The organism is Ornithinibacillus sp. FSL M8-0202, from assembly GCF_037975285.1.
Classification (GTDB): domain Bacteria; phylum Bacillota; class Bacilli; order Bacillales; family Amphibacillaceae; genus Ornithinibacillus; species Ornithinibacillus massiliensis.
On record NZ_CP150248.1, the window covers coordinates 108,502 to 128,352 of the forward strand.

General features: G+C 36.8%; 16 protein-coding genes. All 16 read right to left on the reverse strand.

Annotated features, from left to right (window positions below; all coding sequences use genetic code 11):
• Window positions 1-150 precede the first annotated feature (150 nt).
• The 16 genes from sigG to mraZ all read right to left on the reverse strand — a co-directional run bounded on the left by sigG (window position 151) and on the right by mraZ (window position 19,646).
• The gene (gene sigG, locus MKY78_RS00565; protein ID WP_186868596.1) at window positions 151-930 is read right to left on the reverse strand and encodes an RNA polymerase sporulation sigma factor SigG; all 780 of its coding nucleotides are present in this window, start codon (window positions 928-930) and stop codon (window positions 151-153) included.
• 120 nt (window positions 931-1,050) lie between these two features.
• Complete coding sequence (gene sigE, locus MKY78_RS00570) at window positions 1,051-1,770, reverse strand: RNA polymerase sporulation sigma factor SigE (protein WP_339215419.1); 720 nt, start codon at window positions 1,768-1,770, stop codon at window positions 1,051-1,053.
• Window positions 1,771-1,786: 16 nt separating this feature from the next.
• A complete protein-coding gene (gene spoIIGA, locus MKY78_RS00575; protein ID WP_339215421.1) occupies window positions 1,787-2,707 on the reverse strand; it encodes a sigma-E processing peptidase SpoIIGA in 921 nt (306 codons plus the stop codon).
• Between the two features lie 573 nt (window positions 2,708-3,280).
• Entirely contained in the window at window positions 3,281-4,408 is a 1,128-nt protein-coding gene (gene ftsZ / locus MKY78_RS00580; protein WP_339215423.1) for a cell division protein FtsZ, read from the reverse strand.
• A gap of 66 nt (window positions 4,409-4,474) precedes the next feature.
• Window positions 4,475-5,764: a cell division protein FtsA gene (gene ftsA, locus MKY78_RS00585; RefSeq protein WP_339215424.1), complete on the reverse strand. Its 1,290-nt coding sequence runs from the start codon at window positions 5,762-5,764 to the stop codon at window positions 4,475-4,477.
• Window positions 5,765-5,974: 210 nt separating this feature from the next.
• On the reverse strand, window positions 5,975-6,766 hold the full coding sequence (locus tag MKY78_RS00590) for a cell division protein FtsQ/DivIB (RefSeq protein WP_339215426.1): 792 nt from the start codon (window positions 6,764-6,766) through the stop codon (window positions 5,975-5,977).
• Window positions 6,767-6,918: 152 nt separating this feature from the next.
• On the reverse strand, window positions 6,919-8,016 hold the full coding sequence (gene spoVE, locus MKY78_RS00595; RefSeq protein WP_339217775.1) for a stage V sporulation protein E: 1,098 nt from the start codon (window positions 8,014-8,016) through the stop codon (window positions 6,919-6,921).
• A gap of 107 nt (window positions 8,017-8,123) precedes the next feature.
• Complete coding sequence (murD, locus tag MKY78_RS00600; RefSeq protein WP_339215427.1) at window positions 8,124-9,473, reverse strand: UDP-N-acetylmuramoyl-L-alanine--D-glutamate ligase; 1,350 nt, start codon at window positions 9,471-9,473, stop codon at window positions 8,124-8,126.
• Complete coding sequence (mraY, locus tag MKY78_RS00605) at window positions 9,470-10,444, reverse strand: phospho-N-acetylmuramoyl-pentapeptide-transferase (RefSeq protein ID WP_339217776.1); 975 nt, start codon at window positions 10,442-10,444, stop codon at window positions 9,470-9,472. The genes murD and mraY overlap by 4 nt, the downstream gene beginning before the upstream one ends.
• 56 nt (window positions 10,445-10,500) lie before the next feature.
• Window positions 10,501-11,859: a UDP-N-acetylmuramoyl-tripeptide--D-alanyl-D-alanine ligase gene (gene murF / locus MKY78_RS00610; RefSeq protein WP_339215428.1), complete on the reverse strand. Its 1,359-nt coding sequence runs from the start codon at window positions 11,857-11,859 to the stop codon at window positions 10,501-10,503.
• 3 nt (window positions 11,860-11,862) lie between these two features.
• Window positions 11,863-13,338, reverse strand: coding sequence for a UDP-N-acetylmuramoyl-L-alanyl-D-glutamate--2,6-diaminopimelate ligase (locus MKY78_RS00615; protein WP_339215429.1), 1,476 nt, complete (start codon window positions 13,336-13,338; stop codon window positions 11,863-11,865).
• Window positions 13,339-13,504: 166 nt separating this feature from the next.
• Window positions 13,505-15,457 (reverse strand): stage V sporulation protein D, encoded by a 1,953-nt coding sequence (locus MKY78_RS00620; RefSeq protein ID WP_339215430.1) that lies wholly within the window; start codon window positions 15,455-15,457, stop codon window positions 13,505-13,507.
• Between the two features lie 100 nt (window positions 15,458-15,557).
• The gene (locus MKY78_RS00625) at window positions 15,558-17,828 is read right to left on the reverse strand and encodes a penicillin-binding protein (RefSeq protein WP_339215431.1); all 2,271 of its coding nucleotides are present in this window, start codon (window positions 17,826-17,828) and stop codon (window positions 15,558-15,560) included.
• Between the two features lie 13 nt (window positions 17,829-17,841).
• Window positions 17,842-18,210, reverse strand: a complete 369-nt coding sequence (gene ftsL / locus MKY78_RS00630; protein ID WP_339215432.1) for a cell division protein FtsL — start codon at window positions 18,208-18,210, stop codon at window positions 17,842-17,844.
• Window positions 18,210-19,187, reverse strand: coding sequence for a 16S rRNA (cytosine(1402)-N(4))-methyltransferase RsmH (gene rsmH, locus MKY78_RS00635; protein ID WP_339215433.1), 978 nt, complete (start codon window positions 19,185-19,187; stop codon window positions 18,210-18,212). The genes ftsL and rsmH overlap by 1 nt, the downstream gene beginning before the upstream one ends.
• A 27-nt stretch (window positions 19,188-19,214) precedes the next feature.
• Window positions 19,215-19,646: a division/cell wall cluster transcriptional repressor MraZ gene (mraZ, locus tag MKY78_RS00640; RefSeq protein WP_339215434.1), complete on the reverse strand. Its 432-nt coding sequence runs from the start codon at window positions 19,644-19,646 to the stop codon at window positions 19,215-19,217.
• Between the last annotated feature and the right edge of the window lie 205 nt (window positions 19,647-19,851).

Genomic DNA, 19,851 nt, shown 5'->3' on the forward strand with positions numbered 1-19,851 from the left:
CGCATCAAACCAGCCCCAGAAATATTCTACGCTTTTCCGCGGGCTGCTGATGAGCCTCCCACAGGAGTCTCCGTATATTTCCGGGGCTAATGTGGTGATTGTTCGTTTTTTATTACCTTTGTTTTCGTTTTGTCCTAGCCTCTTATATCACTATTCAAACATTTGTTTATTCATTTGACTAATTGCAGCTTTTTCCAATCTGGACACTTGTGCTTGGGAGATTCCGATTTCGTCGGCAACCTCCATTTGTGTTTTCCCTTGGAAGAAGCGTTTATTAAGTATCATTTTTTCTCGTTCATTTAGTTGATGCATTCCTTCCTTCAAGGAAAGCTTGTCTACCCAGGTATCATCCCTATCTTTATCATCACTAATTTGATCGACTACATATATCGGGTCGCCACCATCATTGTAAATTGGTTCAAATAGAGATACTGGATCTTGTATGGCATCCATTGCAAATACGACATCCGAATGTGGCACCCCCATTTCTTCAGCTATTTCAGCTGGAGTAGGTTCTTTTGACGTTTTATTAATTAATTTCTCACGTACCTGAAGTGCTTTATACGCAATATCTCGTAAAGAACGAGATACACGTATTGGATTATTGTCACGTAAATACCTACGAATTTCACCAATAATCATCGGTACGGCATAAGTAGAAAATCTCACATTATGACTTAAATCGAAATTATCAATTGATTTCATTAGTCCGATACAACCAACTTGAAACAGGTCATCTACATATTCACCACGATTATTAAATCGTTGGATTACGCTTAACACTAAGCGGAGATTCCCATTAACTAATTCTTCTCTTGCGTAGATATCTCCCTCTTGCATTTTAATAAAAAGTGCTCGCATTTCTTCGTTTGTTAAAACAGGTAGCTTAGATGTGTCTACACCGCATATTACTACTTTATGTCTAGTCATTCTGTACCCTCCCAGTTGGAGATGCTGTTCATGGACAGTATCTCCTAGGAAGGAAAAATTTATGCAGTGTGAATCATTGATTTAAAATATATCAACCCCATTAATTCTTGCTATATCAAGCTACACCATCTTATTAAATTCTTTTTTTAACCTACGAATAATCTTCTTCTCTAATCGAGAAATATAGGATTGCGAAATACCTAACATATCCGCTACATCTTTTTGTGTTTTTTCTTCCTCACCTACAAGACCAAATCTCAATTCCATTATTTGTTTTTCTCTAGCATTTAACTGTGATAAAGCATTTTGCAATAGATGCTTATCAACTTTTGTTTCTAAATTTTTCGTAATAACATCTTCCTCCGTGCCTAACACATCAGATAATAGCAGCTCATTCCCATCCCAATCTATATTCAATGGCTCATCAAAGGAAATTTCGGATTTAAGCTTATTGTTTCTTCTTAAATACATGAGAATCTCGTTCTCAATACAACGAGAAGCATATGTTGCAAGCTTTATCTTTTTTTCTGGATTAAACGTGTTAACTGCTTTAATTAGTCCAATGGTGCCTATACTAATTAAGTCCTCTATATTAATCCCCGTATTCTCAAATTTCCTTGCAATGTATACGACTAAACGAAGATTTCGTTCGATGAGTACAGATCTTGCTGAAGAATCTCCTTTGGTTAGTAACACTAATAATTCGCTTTCTTCTTCCTTAGATAACGGTGGAGGCAATGCTTCACTACCACCTATGTAATAAATTTCTTTTGGTTTAAAACCTAATTTAACTAATAACTTATACCACCAAACCCGAAATTTTAATTTTAATTTTTCCATTTGTATCGCTCCTTTTTTATGCTGAATGAATAGTTGCTAATTTTATTAGTTGCGGGTGTAATAAACAATGATAGCTTTTGTCATCTGTTAAATCAGAAAATTGGATGCCGATTAATAGTTTACTAGCAACAATTTGTTGTTCTCCATAGTAAATAGCTAGATTGTCAGGCTTTAATGCAAAGAGAAAATTACTTCTACCTTCCACACCGTGAAAAGGAACAACTTGCATATAACTAGCCCAGTTCACAGGGATATCTTCCATATTAAAATTCTCGTAGGCCTGCCTTAATTTGATCCAATCGTCGTGTTGAAACCATTGTTTTAAAAAAGACTCATCACAAATGACCACAGGCCTTTTCGTTAATGGATCGACTAATTGATTACCACTATCAATAAATCCAGTAGTTGTAAAGCTTTTATTATGAATCGTTAAGCAAACTTCATAGAGTTGATCATAGCGAATCTTTTCTACCACGTGCTTGTCCATACGATTCTTTGTAAACCAAAGAGCAATCGGAAATCCAATAGCAACAAATAGCCAACTAACCGGATCACCATATCCATTACTAAATGATAAAAATCCTGAAGCCGAAAGAGCAATCGGGTTTTGTAATACATAATGTGCCGCGAACAGTCCTCCACCGATTGTGAACGTTACAAAATAAAACAATAAAAGCTGCTTCATCATTTGTTTTACAGATACAAAACGGAATGTAACTGCGATGATGAGAATAGAATAAAGTATCTTACCAAATACCGTAGAGATATATGCATTAGGAAAATAGAGTGTTATTGGTACAATGAAAGACGCAACAATGGCTCCTAAGACTAATCTCCCTTTAGGGGTATACACTCTGCTTAATGCTTGCGTTAACATCAAAAGCATTAAATCTAAAAGGAAATTCAACACCCAAACTGCGTCAAGGTAAATAGTCATACTATTCTTCCTTTCTAGGGCATGAAGAGAGTAGGTTGGTTATAACATTGAAGAGATTCACTCCTTACATTTGGTCTGAATCGGTTACGGAAAAAGCGTATATAATGGATTCATTGGTAAAATAACGTATTAGAAAAAACTCGCATTCTCATAATCACTAGCAATGCGTTAGATTTCTTTTACTAGTTGGGAAAATTATTCTTGCTTTCCTATCTGCTAAAAAGAAGTATAAACTAGTTATCAAGCGAAGTCTGTCAGTTCTTGTATGCAAAAATAAGCTAATTTCAACTAGTTATGTCGAGGGTCTTAGTCAATAATTCGTAATTTTAGCATTCGGGGATATTTATGAGCGGAAACTTATGATGAATCGACGAGGTTAGTGGAATTACGGTGCAGCTTGTCATTGTATAGTAGCTACTTAGAGGGAAAACATATCGTTTCTATTGAAATACTAATGTCTAAATATCGACTCAACAAAAAAATCTCGTACCACCTATTCCGTGATACGAGATTTTTGATTATTGTCGTTTCAATTAAACTTCCCTTATAGAAAGTCTCTCTATTAAGAAATTCTTAGCGATTACGATTTCTATTACGTAAAAACGTTGGAATGTCTAACACATCTTCTTCTTGACGAGGACGTGCTTGTTGTGGTTGTTCTTTAGTTACTTCTTCATTCACTCTCGTTGCTGCATGCTGTGTTTGATTTACAGCAGGACGTTGTCTCGTTGGTTGTTCAGGTTTTTTGTTTTCATCAAATCCAGTCGCAATAACGGTAACAATAATCTCATCTTTAAGATCTTCATTTATTACGGATCCAAAGATAACGTTAACCTCTTCATCTGCAGCATTGGTTACGAGGTCCGCAGCTTCTTGTACTTCGTATAAACTTAAATTAGTACCACCAGTAATATTCATCAGGATACCATGTGCACCATCAATAGAAGTTTCTAATAATGGTGAAGAAATAGCTTTTTTAGCTGCTTCTGTCGCACGATTCTCACCAGTTGCAACACCAATACCCATTAATGCAGATCCTTTATTAAACATAATTGTTTTAACGTCAGCAAAGTCCACGTTAATAAGACCTGGTTTAGCAATTAAATCGGAAATACCTTGTACACCTTGACGAAGAACATTATCCGCTTCTCTAAATGCTTCTAACATCGGTGTGTTTTTATCCACAATTTCTAGTAATCGATCATTTGGAATAACAATTAATGTATCCACATTATTCTTTAATGCATCGATTCCAGAAACAGCTTGGTTCGATCTTCTTCGTCCTTCAAATGAAAATGGGCGAGTTACTACACCTACTGTTAAGGCACCTAAATCTTTAGCAATTTGTGCAATAACTGGCGCAGCACCAGTACCAGTTCCTCCACCCATACCAGCAGTTACAAAAATCATATCTGCACCTTGTAATACTTCTTCTAATTGTTCTTTGCTTTCTTCAGCAGCTTTTTTACCTACTTCCGGATTGGCACCTGCCCCAAGTCCTCTCGTAAGTTTGCCACCAATTTGTAATTTCGTTTCCGCTTTGGATAAATTTAATGCTTGTGCATCTGTATTAACAGCTATAAATTCAACACCTTCAACACCATGGTCAATCATTCGGTTTACAGCGTTATTTCCGCCTCCACCGACACCGATAACTTTAATCGTTGCTAATTGGTCAATACTTGTATCAAACTCTAACATTTTTCGTTCCTCCTAATATGCAAATTACAAGATTTCTAGAAGCTAATTTTAATGTGGGAACGCTGATTAATCGAAGAAATACTTAAATAAATTAGCAATTCCAGACTCTTTTTTATTGTTCTCTTTCGTTTTCGTTGTGGTAGTTTGAGTAGGTTGTTTTTTTGTCCGTTTCGGTTTTGGTTCTTCCATTGATACAGTAATTCCTGGGAATAATTCCTTCCCTTGAATCTTTGCATTATGATACGCAAACTGTAAAATCCCAACCCCTGCTGTAAATTGTGATTCACGAACTCCGATATAATCCGGGATTGCAATCCGAACATTTGCCTGAAAAACGTCTCCAGCCAGTTCTAGTGCCCCAGGCATTTTCATTGTACCGCCAGTTAGAACATAGCCACCTGGTAACTCATGATAACCCATTCTACGGATTTCTCGCTCTGCATACGCATAAATCTCTTCAAGTCTAGCTTCAATCATGTCAGCAATTTGAAGTTGATTAAAGGTCTGCTTCGCATTACTTCCAATAATCGATGCTTCAAACACTTCATCTTCTTGAGCATCATTATAAAAGGCATGACCATGATTTAGTTTAATGTCTTCAGCTTCTTCAGTCGTTGTTCTAAGACCTATAGACAAATCCTTTGTGATATTATCACCACCAAGTGGCACTACACTAGTGGAAGCAATATGGTCATTTTCAAATACAGAAACTGTTGTGCAGCCACCGCCGACATCGATCAATGCGACACCTAAGTTCTTTTCATCCCTAGAAAGTGCTACTTTACCTGCTGCAAGAGGTTGCAAGCAAATGTCTGCCACTTTTAAGTTGGCACGTTCCACACATTTTAGAATGTTATGTAATACGGTTTTTGAGCATGTAATAATGGTACCTTCCATTTCCAAGCGAACCCCAATCATCCCTCTTGGATCCGTAATTTCATCAAGTCCATCTACAATAAATTGCTTCGGAATGACGTCGATGATTTCCCGTTCAGGTGGAATAGAAATAACTTGAGCACCATCAATTACACGTTTAACATCCTCATTGGTAATTTCACGATTTTCACTTTGAACAGCCACTACACCATGACATGGTTGTAATTGTATGTGATTTCCAGTGATTCCAACTACTACACTTTCCACTTGCATTCCTACCATTCGTTCTGCTTGCTCTACTGCATTACGAATAGAATGAACTGTCTGATCGATATCTACAATAGCACCTTTTTTCATTCCGTTTGATTTTGCTGTACCAACACCAATAATGTTCAATGAATCATTTAAAACTTCACCAATAATTACTTTAATATTTGTTGTACCTATATCAAGACTGACCAGTATATCATTGTTGTTCAACAAAGGCACCTCCTATTTCAGAAGCATCAAAAAACGAAGTCTATTTCTTAATGCGATGTTTGTATCCATTTATTTGTGTTAACTATACTATAATCTATTATTTTAAAGGATTTTCTCTAAAAAAGAAATAAATATTGGATATTTCTCTTGAAAATCTATTGATTTTTAAGAAAATCTACCATCCATATCATAGAATTTTCCACAACTATGCTATTCGTCACCATCTGTTGAAATAATTTCTTCCTCCGTTATTTCTTGGTTAAATGGCTCAAAATAGGCACCTACACCGATATGGATAATTCCTTCGCTGCCTGGTTCAAGCTGAGATGCAATGGATGGATATACCTTCATCTTTTCTGAGAAATTTCGTATGGAGGACTGGACCATGAACCCATCAGTCATATAAAGTGTGATGTCGTTCTTATTCTTATCTGTAGGTGTCCAATGTATTTCAGAAATGATGTTTAAAATATTATTAGGTAGGTTACTCAATTCCTTCGACATTTCCACTAGCACATCTTCTTGTGAGAAGCTTAGTAGTAATGGGGCATCTCCTGATAAACGTTTTATTTTACTTTCTTCTAGAACGGTTCCATTCCCTAGAACTGGATAGAATTCATTTTCCTTTTTTATGTAACCAACTCGTTCATGTTCTATTAAATGAATTTCAACCGTCCAAGGTAGTTTCGTTTCTACTTCCGCATTCTTTATTAAGGGGTCGTTTTCAAGAGTTTGAATGATTTCCTCTTTATTTATTGTCCATATATTTGTACCCTTCGCGATACCACTTTGCTCAATCACCTCATCTTCTGGATAAAAAGAATTGCCAGTTACAATGATTGATTTCACATGGCTTAATGGTGACTGAAGATAGACAATGATAGCTATTAAGAAGAAAAAAATAGATAAGTAAAATATAAGGCGCCGGTTGGCCTTTTTTTTACGTGCTTGCTTCAACTTAGGTATACGATCCTCTATTGAAACAATCTTTTCTTTTTCCATTCCTATTCTTTCCTTTTTGTAAAATTAACACATGAAAACGGCATGCTAGATGCCGTTTTGTTGAGTTAATTAAATTATAACACAACCTGTCCTAAAACATATAGTCCGCAATCAAATAGTTTGACAATAAAATTTTTCTATATAGAAGAATGCTATACTTTAGCACTACGACTTATATTTAATAATATCCCTACTGAACATAAGGTTAGCGTTAAGGATGAACCGCCATAGCTTAAGAATGGTAACGTTATCCCAGTAACTGGAATTAGTCCGATCACAACACTAATATTGATCATAACTTGAACAATTAACATCGACACAATACCTAAAGCTAGGAATCTACCAAATCCATCTGGTGCTTCTATCGCTATTCTTATCCCTCGCCAAAATAATAATCCAAATAGCAATAAAAGGATTGTACCGCCAATAAACCCAAGCTCCTCACCTAAAATAGCAAATATGAAATCAGTCTGTGGTTCTGGTAAATAAAAGTACTTCTGTAAGCTATTCCCCAATCCTACTCCCATTAAACCACCTGGACCAATAGCATAAAGTGATTGTATAATTTGGAAGCCATCCCCTAATGGATCCTCCCAAGGATTGAGAAAAGCAGTGATTCTGCTTATCCGATATGGTGCCGACAGAATGAGTAACGCAAAACCAGCTAAACCTAGCAAGCCTAAGCCAACAAAATGCCAAATTCTCGCACCTGCAACAAAAATCATGATCATACAAGTTAATACTAAAACCATACCTGTACCTAAGTCTGGCTGTAACATAATTAATCCAAAAGCAGTGAAAACAAGTATTAAAGCTGGAAAAAATCCCTTCCTAAATGAGGTTATATACTTCTGATTCACCGATAAATATACAGATAAAAATATAATCAAACCCAATTTCATAAATTCCGATGGTTGAATACTAAAAGCCCCAACACCTATCCAGCTTTGGGCACCCCCACGAACTAGTCCTACTCCAGGAATTAATACAAGTAATAAAAGCGAAAAACATACGATTAATATGACCTTGGAATACTTCGCCCAATTACTATACGGAATATACATAAAAAACAACATTCCTACTACTCCAACACCCGCGAACAGCAACTGCCTTTTAACAAAATAGAATAAATCATCATATTTATATTCAGCCCATATATACGAGGAACTGTACACCATTACGATTCCTATTATTAACAACAATATAATGACACTAAATAAGAAATAGTCTGGCTTGTCCTTAACTGACATCTCTTTCTTAAACAAAAAAAACACCCCTTACATCCATTATGTGTTAGGGGCATTTCCAATAAAAATAATCATATTAAGTTTTATTGTACGTATCACTTAAACCGCCCCTACTTCATTGTATGCACGGCTTGTATAAACATGTCTCCTCTTTCTTCAAAAGTCTTGTATTGGTCCCAGCTTGCACAGGCTGGTGATAAAAGGATGACATCACCAGGCTCTGATATTTCATAAGCCTTTTGTGTTGCATCTTGTACGTCTATTGCGCGAGTTATGGTAGAAATACCAGCCTTCTGTGCAACTTCCTGTAATTTCTCCGCTGTTTGACCAAAAACAACCATAGCCTTTACATTCTCAAGATACGGAATTAACTCATCAAAATCATTTCCTCGATCCAGTCCACCTGCTAACAGGATTGTTGGCTGGCTAAAGGCATTTAATGCTTTCTGGGTCGCAAGAATATTAGTTGCTTTAGAATCGTTATAGAATAAACGACTATTTATCTTTTCTACAAATTGGAACCGGTGCTTCACTCCTACAAACGATGAGAGAACACGATATATCCCTTGATTACTTGCTCCACTCAATTTAGCTGCGCAAACCGCTGCTAGTATATTCGCTAAATTATGCTCGCCAACTAATACGATATCCTTTAAAGCGATTACTCTATCTCCATTAAAGTATATATAGTCTTGCTCTACCCAGGCCCCCTCTTCTAATTTTTTCGAAACAGAAAAAGGTACCTTGATTGATTTAGCATCCTTAACAACGTCCACAACATTAGGCTCATCTGCATTATAAATTAGATAATCATCTTCTACTTGGTTGTAAAATATATTTGCTTTTGCCTGTTTATAGTTATCAATCGTTTTATGATAATCAAGATGTGCTTCAAAAATATTAAGTAAGACAGCTATTTTAGGTCTAAAGGATTGAATACCCATTAACTGAAATGAAGAAAGCTCCAACACCATCTTTTCATTCGGTTGGAGTTCTCTTGCTATATCGGTTGCAACGATACCTATATTACCTGCTAGCTTTGCTGGAACCTTACTCTGCTTCAGCATTTCATATATTAAGGTCGTTGTGGTAGTTTTACCATTAGATCCTGTTATACCAATTATAGGGCCATTAGCTAATATACCAGCTAATTCAATTTCAGTAACAATTGGTATTCCCTCATTACTGGCAGCTTGTAAGATCATATTTTCATATGGTATACCAGGGTTCTTTACAACAAGGTCAATATTGTCAAGGACAGACATCGGGTGAGAGCCTACAATTACTTCAGCTCCCAATTCCTGTAAGTATCGAACACCTTCATCGTTTTCATTTGCTTTTAAATCATTAACACGAACCCTTATACCATTTTCAAGTAAAACTTTAGCTGCGGCAGTACCGCTTTTAGCAAGTCCTAAAACGAGAACATGGGAATAAGGAAAATCAACTAATTTATTCAACCTAACCACACCTCAATGTAAATACCTAGAGCAGCAAAAACAAGCCCCATAATCCAAAACGTGGTCACAACTCTCCACTCAGACCAACCAACTAGTTCATAATGATGATGTAGAGGGCTCATTTTAAATACTCGTTTACCGGTAGTTTTAAATGACACTACTTGAATCATAACAGATAAAGTTTCTAAAACGAAGACTCCACCGATAATTACTAATAAAATTTCTAACTTGGTTAATATCGCTACTGCTGCTATAGCACCGCCAAGTGCAAGGGAACCGGTATCCCCCATAAATACTTTAGCCGGGTGAGCATTAAATACTAAAAAGCCTAATAACGCACCTACCACAGCTAAGGAGAAGATGGCTACTTCATTTTGTGGTGTGCCGTACCAAGCAAGAATACCAAAAGCACCAAAGGCAATTGCAGCTGTTCCAGATAATAATCCGTCTAGGCCATCTGTTAAATTTACACCGTTTGAAGCACCTACCAACATAAATACAATTAAAATTGCGTAACCAATCCCTAGATCCCACTGAATATCAGTACCTGGTATTTGAATATATGTTGGGAACCCTTGATTCCTTAGAATAATATAAAATATAATTGCAATAATAATTTGACCTAACATTTTTTGTTTAGAGGTTAAGCCTAAATTCCTCTTTAATGCAACCTTAATAAAATCATCTAAAAATCCTAATAAACCATATCCCAATAAAACAAATAATAATAATCCTAGTTCATAACCGAACCCACCATACTTACTTGCCATAACAATGGATGTAATGACGATACTCAGTACAATCATAATCCCCCCCATTGTAGGGGTACCAGTTTTTTTCATGTGAGACTTTGGTCCCTCTTCCCGTATGCTTTGTCCAAATTTCAAACGCCTTAAAAAGGGAATTAAAATTGGGGACAAAAGGACGGTAATCAGAAAAGCTATAGCTATTGTTATTACTAGTCCAAGAATATTCACGAATTTTCCTCCTTTATTACCAACCGTCCAACCATTTAACTTTATTACATTTATTTAACTTCTTCAATTATCGATTCAAGTTTCATTCCCCTAGATGCCTTAAATAAAATTAACGTATCTTGATTCAAGTGCTGTGCTAATTCTGGTAGTACCGCTTCTTTTTGAGAAAAATGCTGCACTAGCATTTCTGGGAATTTCCTTTTAACTGCTCGACCAATTACGGCTGAGTCTTCTCCTACGGTGTAAATGTACGAAATCGATTCATTTACTGCATCTGCAACCGTTTCATGTAAGCTTTTAGAATCTGCACCCAACTCATAAATATCGCCAAGTACTAATACTTTATTACGAAAGCCATTCATCTTTTGTACCACTTGAATAGCTGCCATCATGGAAGTAGGAGAGGCATTATAAGCATCATTAATAATAGCAACTCCGTTTTTACCTGTCAGCATTTCCAATCGCATTCCTGTAAGTGTCAGAGACTCTAGTGCATGTTGAATTTTATCCTTATCAATTCCAATTAATTCACCTAATGCAATCCCAAAGCCTGCATTCTTAGCATTGTGTGAGCCTAATAGAGATACAGTATACGTTATTCCATCTGAACCTGTAAAGGAAGTCTTTTCACGTAATAGCTCAATATTAGAAATGATAAAGTCATTATGTTCACTAAAACCAACTTTCACCACATTTTCATTCTGATGAACATGGGATAGTAGTGCTTCATCTCCATCTATAATTAGTTTACCGTGTTTTTTTAGTCCACTTACTATCTCTAATTTAGCCTTGGCAATCCCTTCTCTCGAACCGAGGTACTCAATATGGGATTCGCCAATATTCGTAATAATTGCGTAATCCGGTTTTGCTATATTCGATAGTAATTCAATCTCTCCAAAGCTACTCATCCCCATTTCTAATACGAGCATCTCGGTATCTCGTTGCATGGACAATATTGTAAATGGTAGACCGAATTCATTATTAAAATTTCCATCTGTAAAATGCGTTTTATATTTTTCTTTCGCAATGGCAGCGACAATGTCTTTCGTTGTCGTCTTCCCATTAGAGCCTGTAATTCCTACAACTATAGGATTCACTTCATCCCGATAACAACTAGCTAAATGTTGTAAAGCCTTCGTTGTATCGTCTACATAAAAAATCAAGAAATCTTCTGGCAATCCATCTGGAAGCGGTTTGCTTTTATCCCATAGGCTTGCTATCGCACCATTCTCCAATGCTTGCATGATAAATTCATGCCCATCAAATTTATCCCCAACTATGGGGATAAATAATGCATCCTCTGATACGATTCTACTATCTGTAAAAAAGGTTTTAATTTGTTTATCTCCATACATCTTTCCTTTAACATTTGGAAAGACATCGGATAGCCAATTACATGTAAATAACATAATTCAATTCTCCTTAAGTAACAATGCTTCTTTGGCCACTTCACGATCATCAAAGTGATACTTTACAAGGCCAATTTGCTGATAGGTTTCATGCCCTTTTCCTGCAATTAATATAATATCATCTTTAACCGCTTGATGAATAGCTTGATGAATAGCTTTACGACGGTCAACGATCATTTGATACTGACCATCTTCAGGGGTTAATCCATTAACCATATCCTCTAATATCATTTCAGGTTCTTCTGTACGAGGATTATCGGAAGTAAATATCGCTTCATCAGCGTATCGCAATGCTATCTTAGCCATTATCGGTCGCTTTGTCCTGTCTCGATCACCACCACAACCGACAACCACATAAACCTTACCCTTAGCTAATTCTTGGATTGTCGTTAACACATTTTCCAACGAATCAGGAGTATGTGCGTAATCCACTATCACAGAAAAGGATTGGGAATGTGGTACTAATTCAAATCGACCATGCACACCAGGAATGGTTTCCAGCGCACTTTTGATAACATCCAAAGGAATTCCATTCGATAGAGCAGCAGCAGTTGCAGCCAACATATTAGAAACATTAAATTTACCAATTAGTTTACTATTAATCATAGTATCCCCATCAGGAGTACGTAATAAAAAGGTAGTTCCTGTTGATGTTAAGTAAATCGATTTGGCCATAACCATGGCATCATGATCAATACCATAGGTGATAACAGGCTGAGCAGTAGAACGAATAAATTTTTTAGATGCTGGATCATCCTGATTAATAATGGCAAATTTCTTAGCGTTACAATCATAGCTATTCCCCAATTGGGCAAATAGAAGACTTTTAGCCCTTAAGTAGTCATCCATGGAATCATGATAATCTAAATGATCCTGGGTTAAATTGGTAAAGATAGCCGTGTTATAATCACATCCATAAACCCTACCTTGATCTAACGCATGGGAGGATACTTCCATGATTACTTGTTCTACCTCTTGGTCAATCATTTCCCTAATTGTTCGTTGTAAAAATAAAGCATCGGGGGTTGTGTTATCTACAGGATACACGTCCTCGCCAATTTTCATTTGTATGGTTCCTATTACACCCGTTTTCTTTCCATATTGCTTAAAAATGGTTTCTAATAAATAAGTAACCGTTGTTTTACCATTCGTACCTGTTACGCCAATTAACGGTAACTTACTAGTAGGATATTGATAAAAGCATGCAGCTGCCATTGCCAAAAATCGCACTGTATCTTCCACCACGATTACTGGAACCGCTGCTTCAACATTCCGCTCGGCTACAACAATAATAGCACCATTCTCAATAGCTTCTTCGATATAATCATGACCATCTACGGTAAAACCATTAATACAAACAAACATATCTCCGTTAGTAATCTCTCTTGAATCCATTTTTATAGTGTTAATTTCTAGGTCGTAAAGTGCAGAGAATTGATTAGCGAATGGATGAAAAGAAAGAATTTCCTTTAATCGCATAAAGATATCTTCCTTTCTCCAATAATATTCTCTAAATAGATGTGAATTAAGAGGGTTAATACCCTCTACATGACATTCACACCCAATATATTATAACAAAAGAATAAGCTATCCTGAATCTTTTTCTTTGCAAATCATTGATTTTACATTCATGTCTACTTCACTATTATTCTTCTTCCTCTTCATGTGTTACTTTTTCATCAGATAGATAGATTCTAACGGTTGATCCTGGTTCTACCTTTGTACCGGCAGCAGGTTCTTGATCAATAATGTAGTCTCCGGTACCACTTGCTTCAATGGAAAGGTCTGACAAAATTTGCAATAATTCATTTCTCTTAGTCCCGATTAATTCCGGAACCTCAACATTAGGCTGTTCAGGCCATAGATATTCTTTTTCTAAACCGTCTTCTCGTGGCTTAACTCCCATCACACGGAGACTATCCCCAATTATATTCCCTACAATAGGCGCAGCAACAGTACCACCAAATTGTTGAACACCTTTAGGATTATCCACCGCAACATAGACAACAATTTCCGGATCATCTGCCGGTGCAAAACCAATGAACGAAACGATATGATTATTTTCTAAATAGCCACCATTGGGGCCGACTTTTTGTGCGGTACCTGTCTTTCCGCCTACTCGATACCCATCGACATATGCAGGTCTACCGGTTCCCTTTGCCACAACACTTTCTAAAGCAAGTCGTATTTCTTTAGAAGTCTCTTTTGAAATCACCCGATTTTTCAATTTTGGTTCTGTTTCAGAAACTATTTCATTTGATTGAGGGTCTACCCATTGTTTCGCAATAAACGGTTCATATAAATAACCACCATTTATTGCAGCAGATACAGCCATTACTTGTTGGATAGGCGTAACCGATACACCTTGACCAAATGCGGTTGTGGCAAGTTCTACCGGCCCAACATTTTCAGGCTTAAATAAAATCCCAGATCCCTCACCTTGCAAATCGATTCCTGTTTTTGTTCCAAAACCAAATTTCTTAATATAAGAGAATAACTTTTCCTTACCTAACTCTTGACCTAAATGAACAAAACCAGGGTTACAAGAATTTTGGACGACCTCTAAAAACGTCTGATCTCCATGCCCTCCTGCCTTCCAACAACGAAGCCTTGCACCGCCAACTTCAATGTAGCCAGGATCAAAAAAACGATCTTCATGAAGGTCTACAGCTTTCTCTTCTAGTGCTGCAGCTAATGTAATAATTTTAAACGTAGAGCCGGGCTCATATGTACTCCATATTGGTAAGTTACGATTATACACTGAAGGATCTACGTCCTGATAATTCTCTGGATTAAAATTCGGTCTAGCTGTCATTGCTAGTACACCGCCAGTCTTTGGATCAACTGCAATAGCTAATGCTCCATCAGGTTTATACTTCGCAACTGCCAAATCCAGCTCGCGTTCCACTATCGTCTGTATTTTTGAATCGATGGTAGTAACTAAATCATATCCATCCTCGGGGGCTTTGTACACATCAGCTAACTGATCAAGCCTTCTTCCTTTAGCATCTGAGTAAAAGGATAAACTCCCCTGCTTTCCTTTTAACATTTCATCATAATATAGTTCTAGCCCCATAAGACCTTGGTTATCGATTCCTGCAAAACCAAGAACATGTGATAAATCATCTCCAAAAGGATAATGTCTTGAGGAATCCTTCGCTAAATATACGCCATCCATATTTAATTTGCGAATTGCCCGTTCTTGCTCTTCAGATATCTTTCTACCCTCCGGATGAAGATTTACTGAGCTAGCAGATCTAGTCACATATTCATATGCCTTTTCCTTAGACATGTCCAAAATTTGTGCCAGCTTATTAGCTGTATCCTCGGGGTCATTAATTTGTCTTGGGACAACAACGATAGATGGCGCTGTTACATTTTCTGCTAGGATAGTGCCATTGACATCTAGGATTCTCCCTCTTTCTGGTTGAAACTTGACATTCCTACTCCAAGACTCGTCCGCTTTTTCCACTAGTTCCTCACCTAAAACAAATTGAACATAACCTAAGCGAAAATCAATTATCCCCAAAATCATGATACCAATAAGAAAAACAGCGACTAATCGTTTTCTAACTGTAACAGTTGATACACGTTTCATAGTCCATCTCCTTCACATAGATAGGCTTGTATCAACTATATGTCGTTAATTTTTGATTAGAACACTGTTTTTTCTTATTTTTGTAAAATTAGCCACTCACTTATTCAAAACTGTCCGCAGATTCTTCCGCTTCCGTTTCCTCTGCTTCGGAACTTTCGTCGCCTTTTACTTCCATTTCTTTTAGTTCCTTAGGTGTTTTAAGCTCAACCCCAAGGTAAGCACCTTTACTTAAGTCACTGCCTGGTTCAATACTTTGGGTGATAACAAAACCATTTCCTAAGGGTTCTGTTTCTAATTCCATCATCTCACTAAGCTTCAATACATCTCTAAGGGACCAACCAAGAATATCAGGCATGGTAGGGTGATCCGTTAATATTAATACACGTTCATTTGGTAATACTTTAGTTCCTTCTTCTACACTTATCCCCACTACCTTATTTCCTGATCCGACGACAGTATAATTTACTCCGATTTTGGTTAAAGTTTCCTTCACTGAAGATACGGATTTCCCTACTACATTCGGAATCTCAGAAGCTTTAACATCATTAGTCGATTCCCCTCTATCAGGGTCAATATTTAAATAATGCAAAGCGTTTTCCATTACATTATTAAAAATAAAGGATACAGGAGCAGAACCAGGTTCAACACCAGATTCAAATTCTAATGTTGGCTGCTTAACAGAAACATACATCATCAATTCAGGATCATCAGCCGGAGCCATTCCTAGGAATGAAAAGACATAGTTTTCATTCCCTGTTAGGTAACCTGGTTGATCAGGGTTAGGAATTTGTGCAGTACCAGTCTTACCACCTACCGAATAGTCATCTAAATGAAAACGACTCCCTGTAGCATGTTCAGATTGAACAGCAGAAACAAGTAATTCTCTAACTTGTTGAGCTGTTTCTTTTGATATTGGCTCGCCAACTACTGTCGTTTCATGATTTTCTATTATAGTCCCAGTATCTGGGTCTACTATTTTATCAATAACATACGGCTGTACCATTTTACCATCATTAGCAATTGCTGTTGCTGCTTTCATGATTTGAATTGGTGTGGCTGTACTTCCTTGCCCAAATGACGTTGTAATTTTTTCTAATGGCCAATTATACAGAATCTGCCCAGTAACTTCTCCTGGTAAGTCAATTCCTGAAGGCTTATCAAAATCAAAGGCTTTTAAGTATTCTAAGAAGGTTTCTGGCCCCATAATTTCCCAAACTAATTTACTTGCAGCAACGTTTGAAGATCTAGCAAAACCTTCATCATACGAGATTACTCCCCAACCTTTACCACCATTAAAATCCTTTACAGGTGTGATATTGTTACTGATTTGATATTGGCCAGATTTATAACTGTCACTACCCTTATACACCCCTGATTCTATTGCAGCAGCCCATGTAAACATTTTAATAGTAGAACCTGGTTCGAATGGCGTTGATATCGCATCATTATACCAATTCTTCACATTTGCTGGATTATTCGGGTTATAACTTGGTCGATTACTCATTGCGATAATTTCACCAGTTTTTGGATTCATTACGATTGCTGTCATCCGTTCTGGGGCATATTTTTCATCCACCTGAGATAAAACATCCTCAAGTAAAGTTTGGATTTTTTGATCGATCGTTAAATATACATCATCCCCATTGTCCGGCAATTGGATAATTTCATTTGGTTTTAGTAATTTTTTATTATAGATATCTCGTTGATAGGATATAAAGCCATTCTTGCCTTTTAATAATTCATTCATTTCACGCTCGATCCCGGCAACTCCTTCAATTTCTGCCTCTGCTTCCTCATCATCTTCCGGGTTCGTTTCTCGGGCAAACCCTATTATATGAGAAGCAAACATACCATTTGGATAGTATCGAATGTTTTCACGAACAAAATTAATCCCTGGTAATTTCAAAGCGTCTATTTCTTCCTTTGTTTGAATGGAGATACCCTTACCAATTGTTCCAAACTCTATTTGTTTAGCTTTTTCATTACTTAAACCATTATTTAAACGTTCCAATAGATAGTCTCTATCTGCATTTAACAAAGGAGCCAACTTATCTGCTGTTTCAACTGGATCAACAACATGCTGTGGCTCCTCTAGATTTTCTGAATATGCTTCATCTACAATGGCATACATTCGAAAGGTAGGCATATCATATGCCAACATCATGCCATTTTTGTCATAAATCTTGCCGCGTTCGGCATCTAATGTGTAAGCGGTTGTTCTAACTTTTTTTGCCCATTCATCAAGTGAAACGCCGTCCACTTCACCTGAAGCTTGAATATATAAAAAACGTCCTGTAACAATTAAAAATGCCATGATGAAGACCACCATTAACACTCCAGCCATAGCATGGGTTGTACGGTTCTTATTCATTAGGAATCACCTTCTATTGGTTGAAAGCATTGGCTTGTTTAATTTCAGCAGCTTGAATAGTGAATCCATGTTCTTTAGCGAATTGGGTAATTCGCTCAGGTCTACTTAAATCTTTTATTTCGAAGAGTAAATTTTCATTTACTACTTGTTGATTAGCGATAGTTTGTTCTAAGTTTTGAATATCGCGATTAAGTGTATCCATTGACGAGGAGTAGGAAACAACAAATCCCCCTGCAATTAAGAGACAAGCTGCTACAAATGAGTATAGCATTTTTTCACCTTTCGTTATCCAGCTTTTCTTCCGAATAACGACTTTTTTCTCCACTTGCGGCTGATAGGAAGTATATGATTGTTCCCAACTTCTTGCATGATTTGCTGCCATTATTTATTCCACCCTTCCCCATATTCAAAATCACTTGACCATTTACCTACTTTTTCTACAATACGTAACTTGGCTGATCTTGATCTACGATTTTCTTCTAATTCATTATCATCTGCAACAATTGGTTTCCGATTGATAAGTTTAAATGGCGCTTCATATTCTTTCGGTATCACCGGTAAATTTTTCGGTGTTTGTTTATGAGTACTCCATTTTTTAAAAGCTTGTTTACAAATACGATCTTCTAAAGAATGAAAGGTAATAACTGCAATTCTTCCTTCTACATCAACCATTCGTGCCGCTTGATGAAGGGCATCGTGAAATGCTTGCAATTCATCATTGACAGCGATTCGAATAGCTTGGAAGATGCGTTTTGCAGGGTGTCCTCCCTTTCTTCGTGCTGGAGCAGGTATAGCATCTTTTATAAGATCCACTAGCTGAAAGGTCGTTTCAATCGTATTAGTTTTACGATATTCTTCAATTTTTCGAGCGATTTGCTTCGAAAACTTCTCTTCACCATACTTAAAAAAGATGGAAACTAATTCATTATATGACCAGTGGTTAACAATTTCAAAGGCTGATAATTCTTGGTCTTGATTCATTCTCATATCGAGCTTTGCATCATGCTGGTAACTAAAGCCTCGCTCCCCACGGTCTAACTGAGGAGATGAAACCCCAAGATCAAATAGTATACCATCAACATGATCTATGTTATGGTTTCGTAATTCTTCTTCTAAATTACGGAAATTATTGTGAATGAATAATATTCTGTCCTGGTATAGCTTCAGACGTTCTTTAGCTGCTTGTAATGCATCACTATCTTGATCAAAAGCAATAAGCAGTCCATTTTCATTAAGCTGTGAGGCGATTCTTTCAGAATGTCCTCCACCTCCTAATGTACAGTCCACATAAATACCATCTGACTTAATATTTAATCCTTTTATTGATTCTTCTTTTAAAACTGTGTAATGATCAAACATGTGTACACCTCGTTAGCGAATTTACCATTAGATATCAAAGTCCATTAGATTTTCAGCAATTTCTGCAAAGGATTCTTCAGACTCATTAAAATAGTCTTCCCAATTTTCACTAGCCCAAAATTCTATTCGATTTGATACCCCAATTACCACACACTCTTTATCTAAACCAGCGTAATTCCGAAGAGGTTGTGGAATATTTATTCTTCCCTGCTTGTCTACTTCGCATTCGACCGCACCTGAGAAGAAAAATCGCGTAAAGGCTCTAGCATCTTTTTTAGTGAGTGGGAGTTTTTTTAATTTTTCCTCAATAAGACTCCATTCAGTCATGGGATAGGCGAACAGACATTTATCTAATCCACGGGTAACCACAAAACGTTCGCCAAGCTCATCACGGAACTTGGAAGGGACAATGATTCGACCCTTTGTATCAAAGTTATGTTGGAATTCACCCATGAACATGTAGTCGCCCCCACTTTCATACACTTATATTACCACATCCCCCCACTTTCCACCACTCGTTTTTCTAAAAAAGTGATCAAAACGACTAAATTAGGTATTTATAACTAAAAAAATACTGCCTCCCCTATTTTTAGAAACCACCTAGAAGCTTATACAGTAAGCATTCTCAGGCATTTCTAGATGATAGGAAAGACAGTATGTTAAA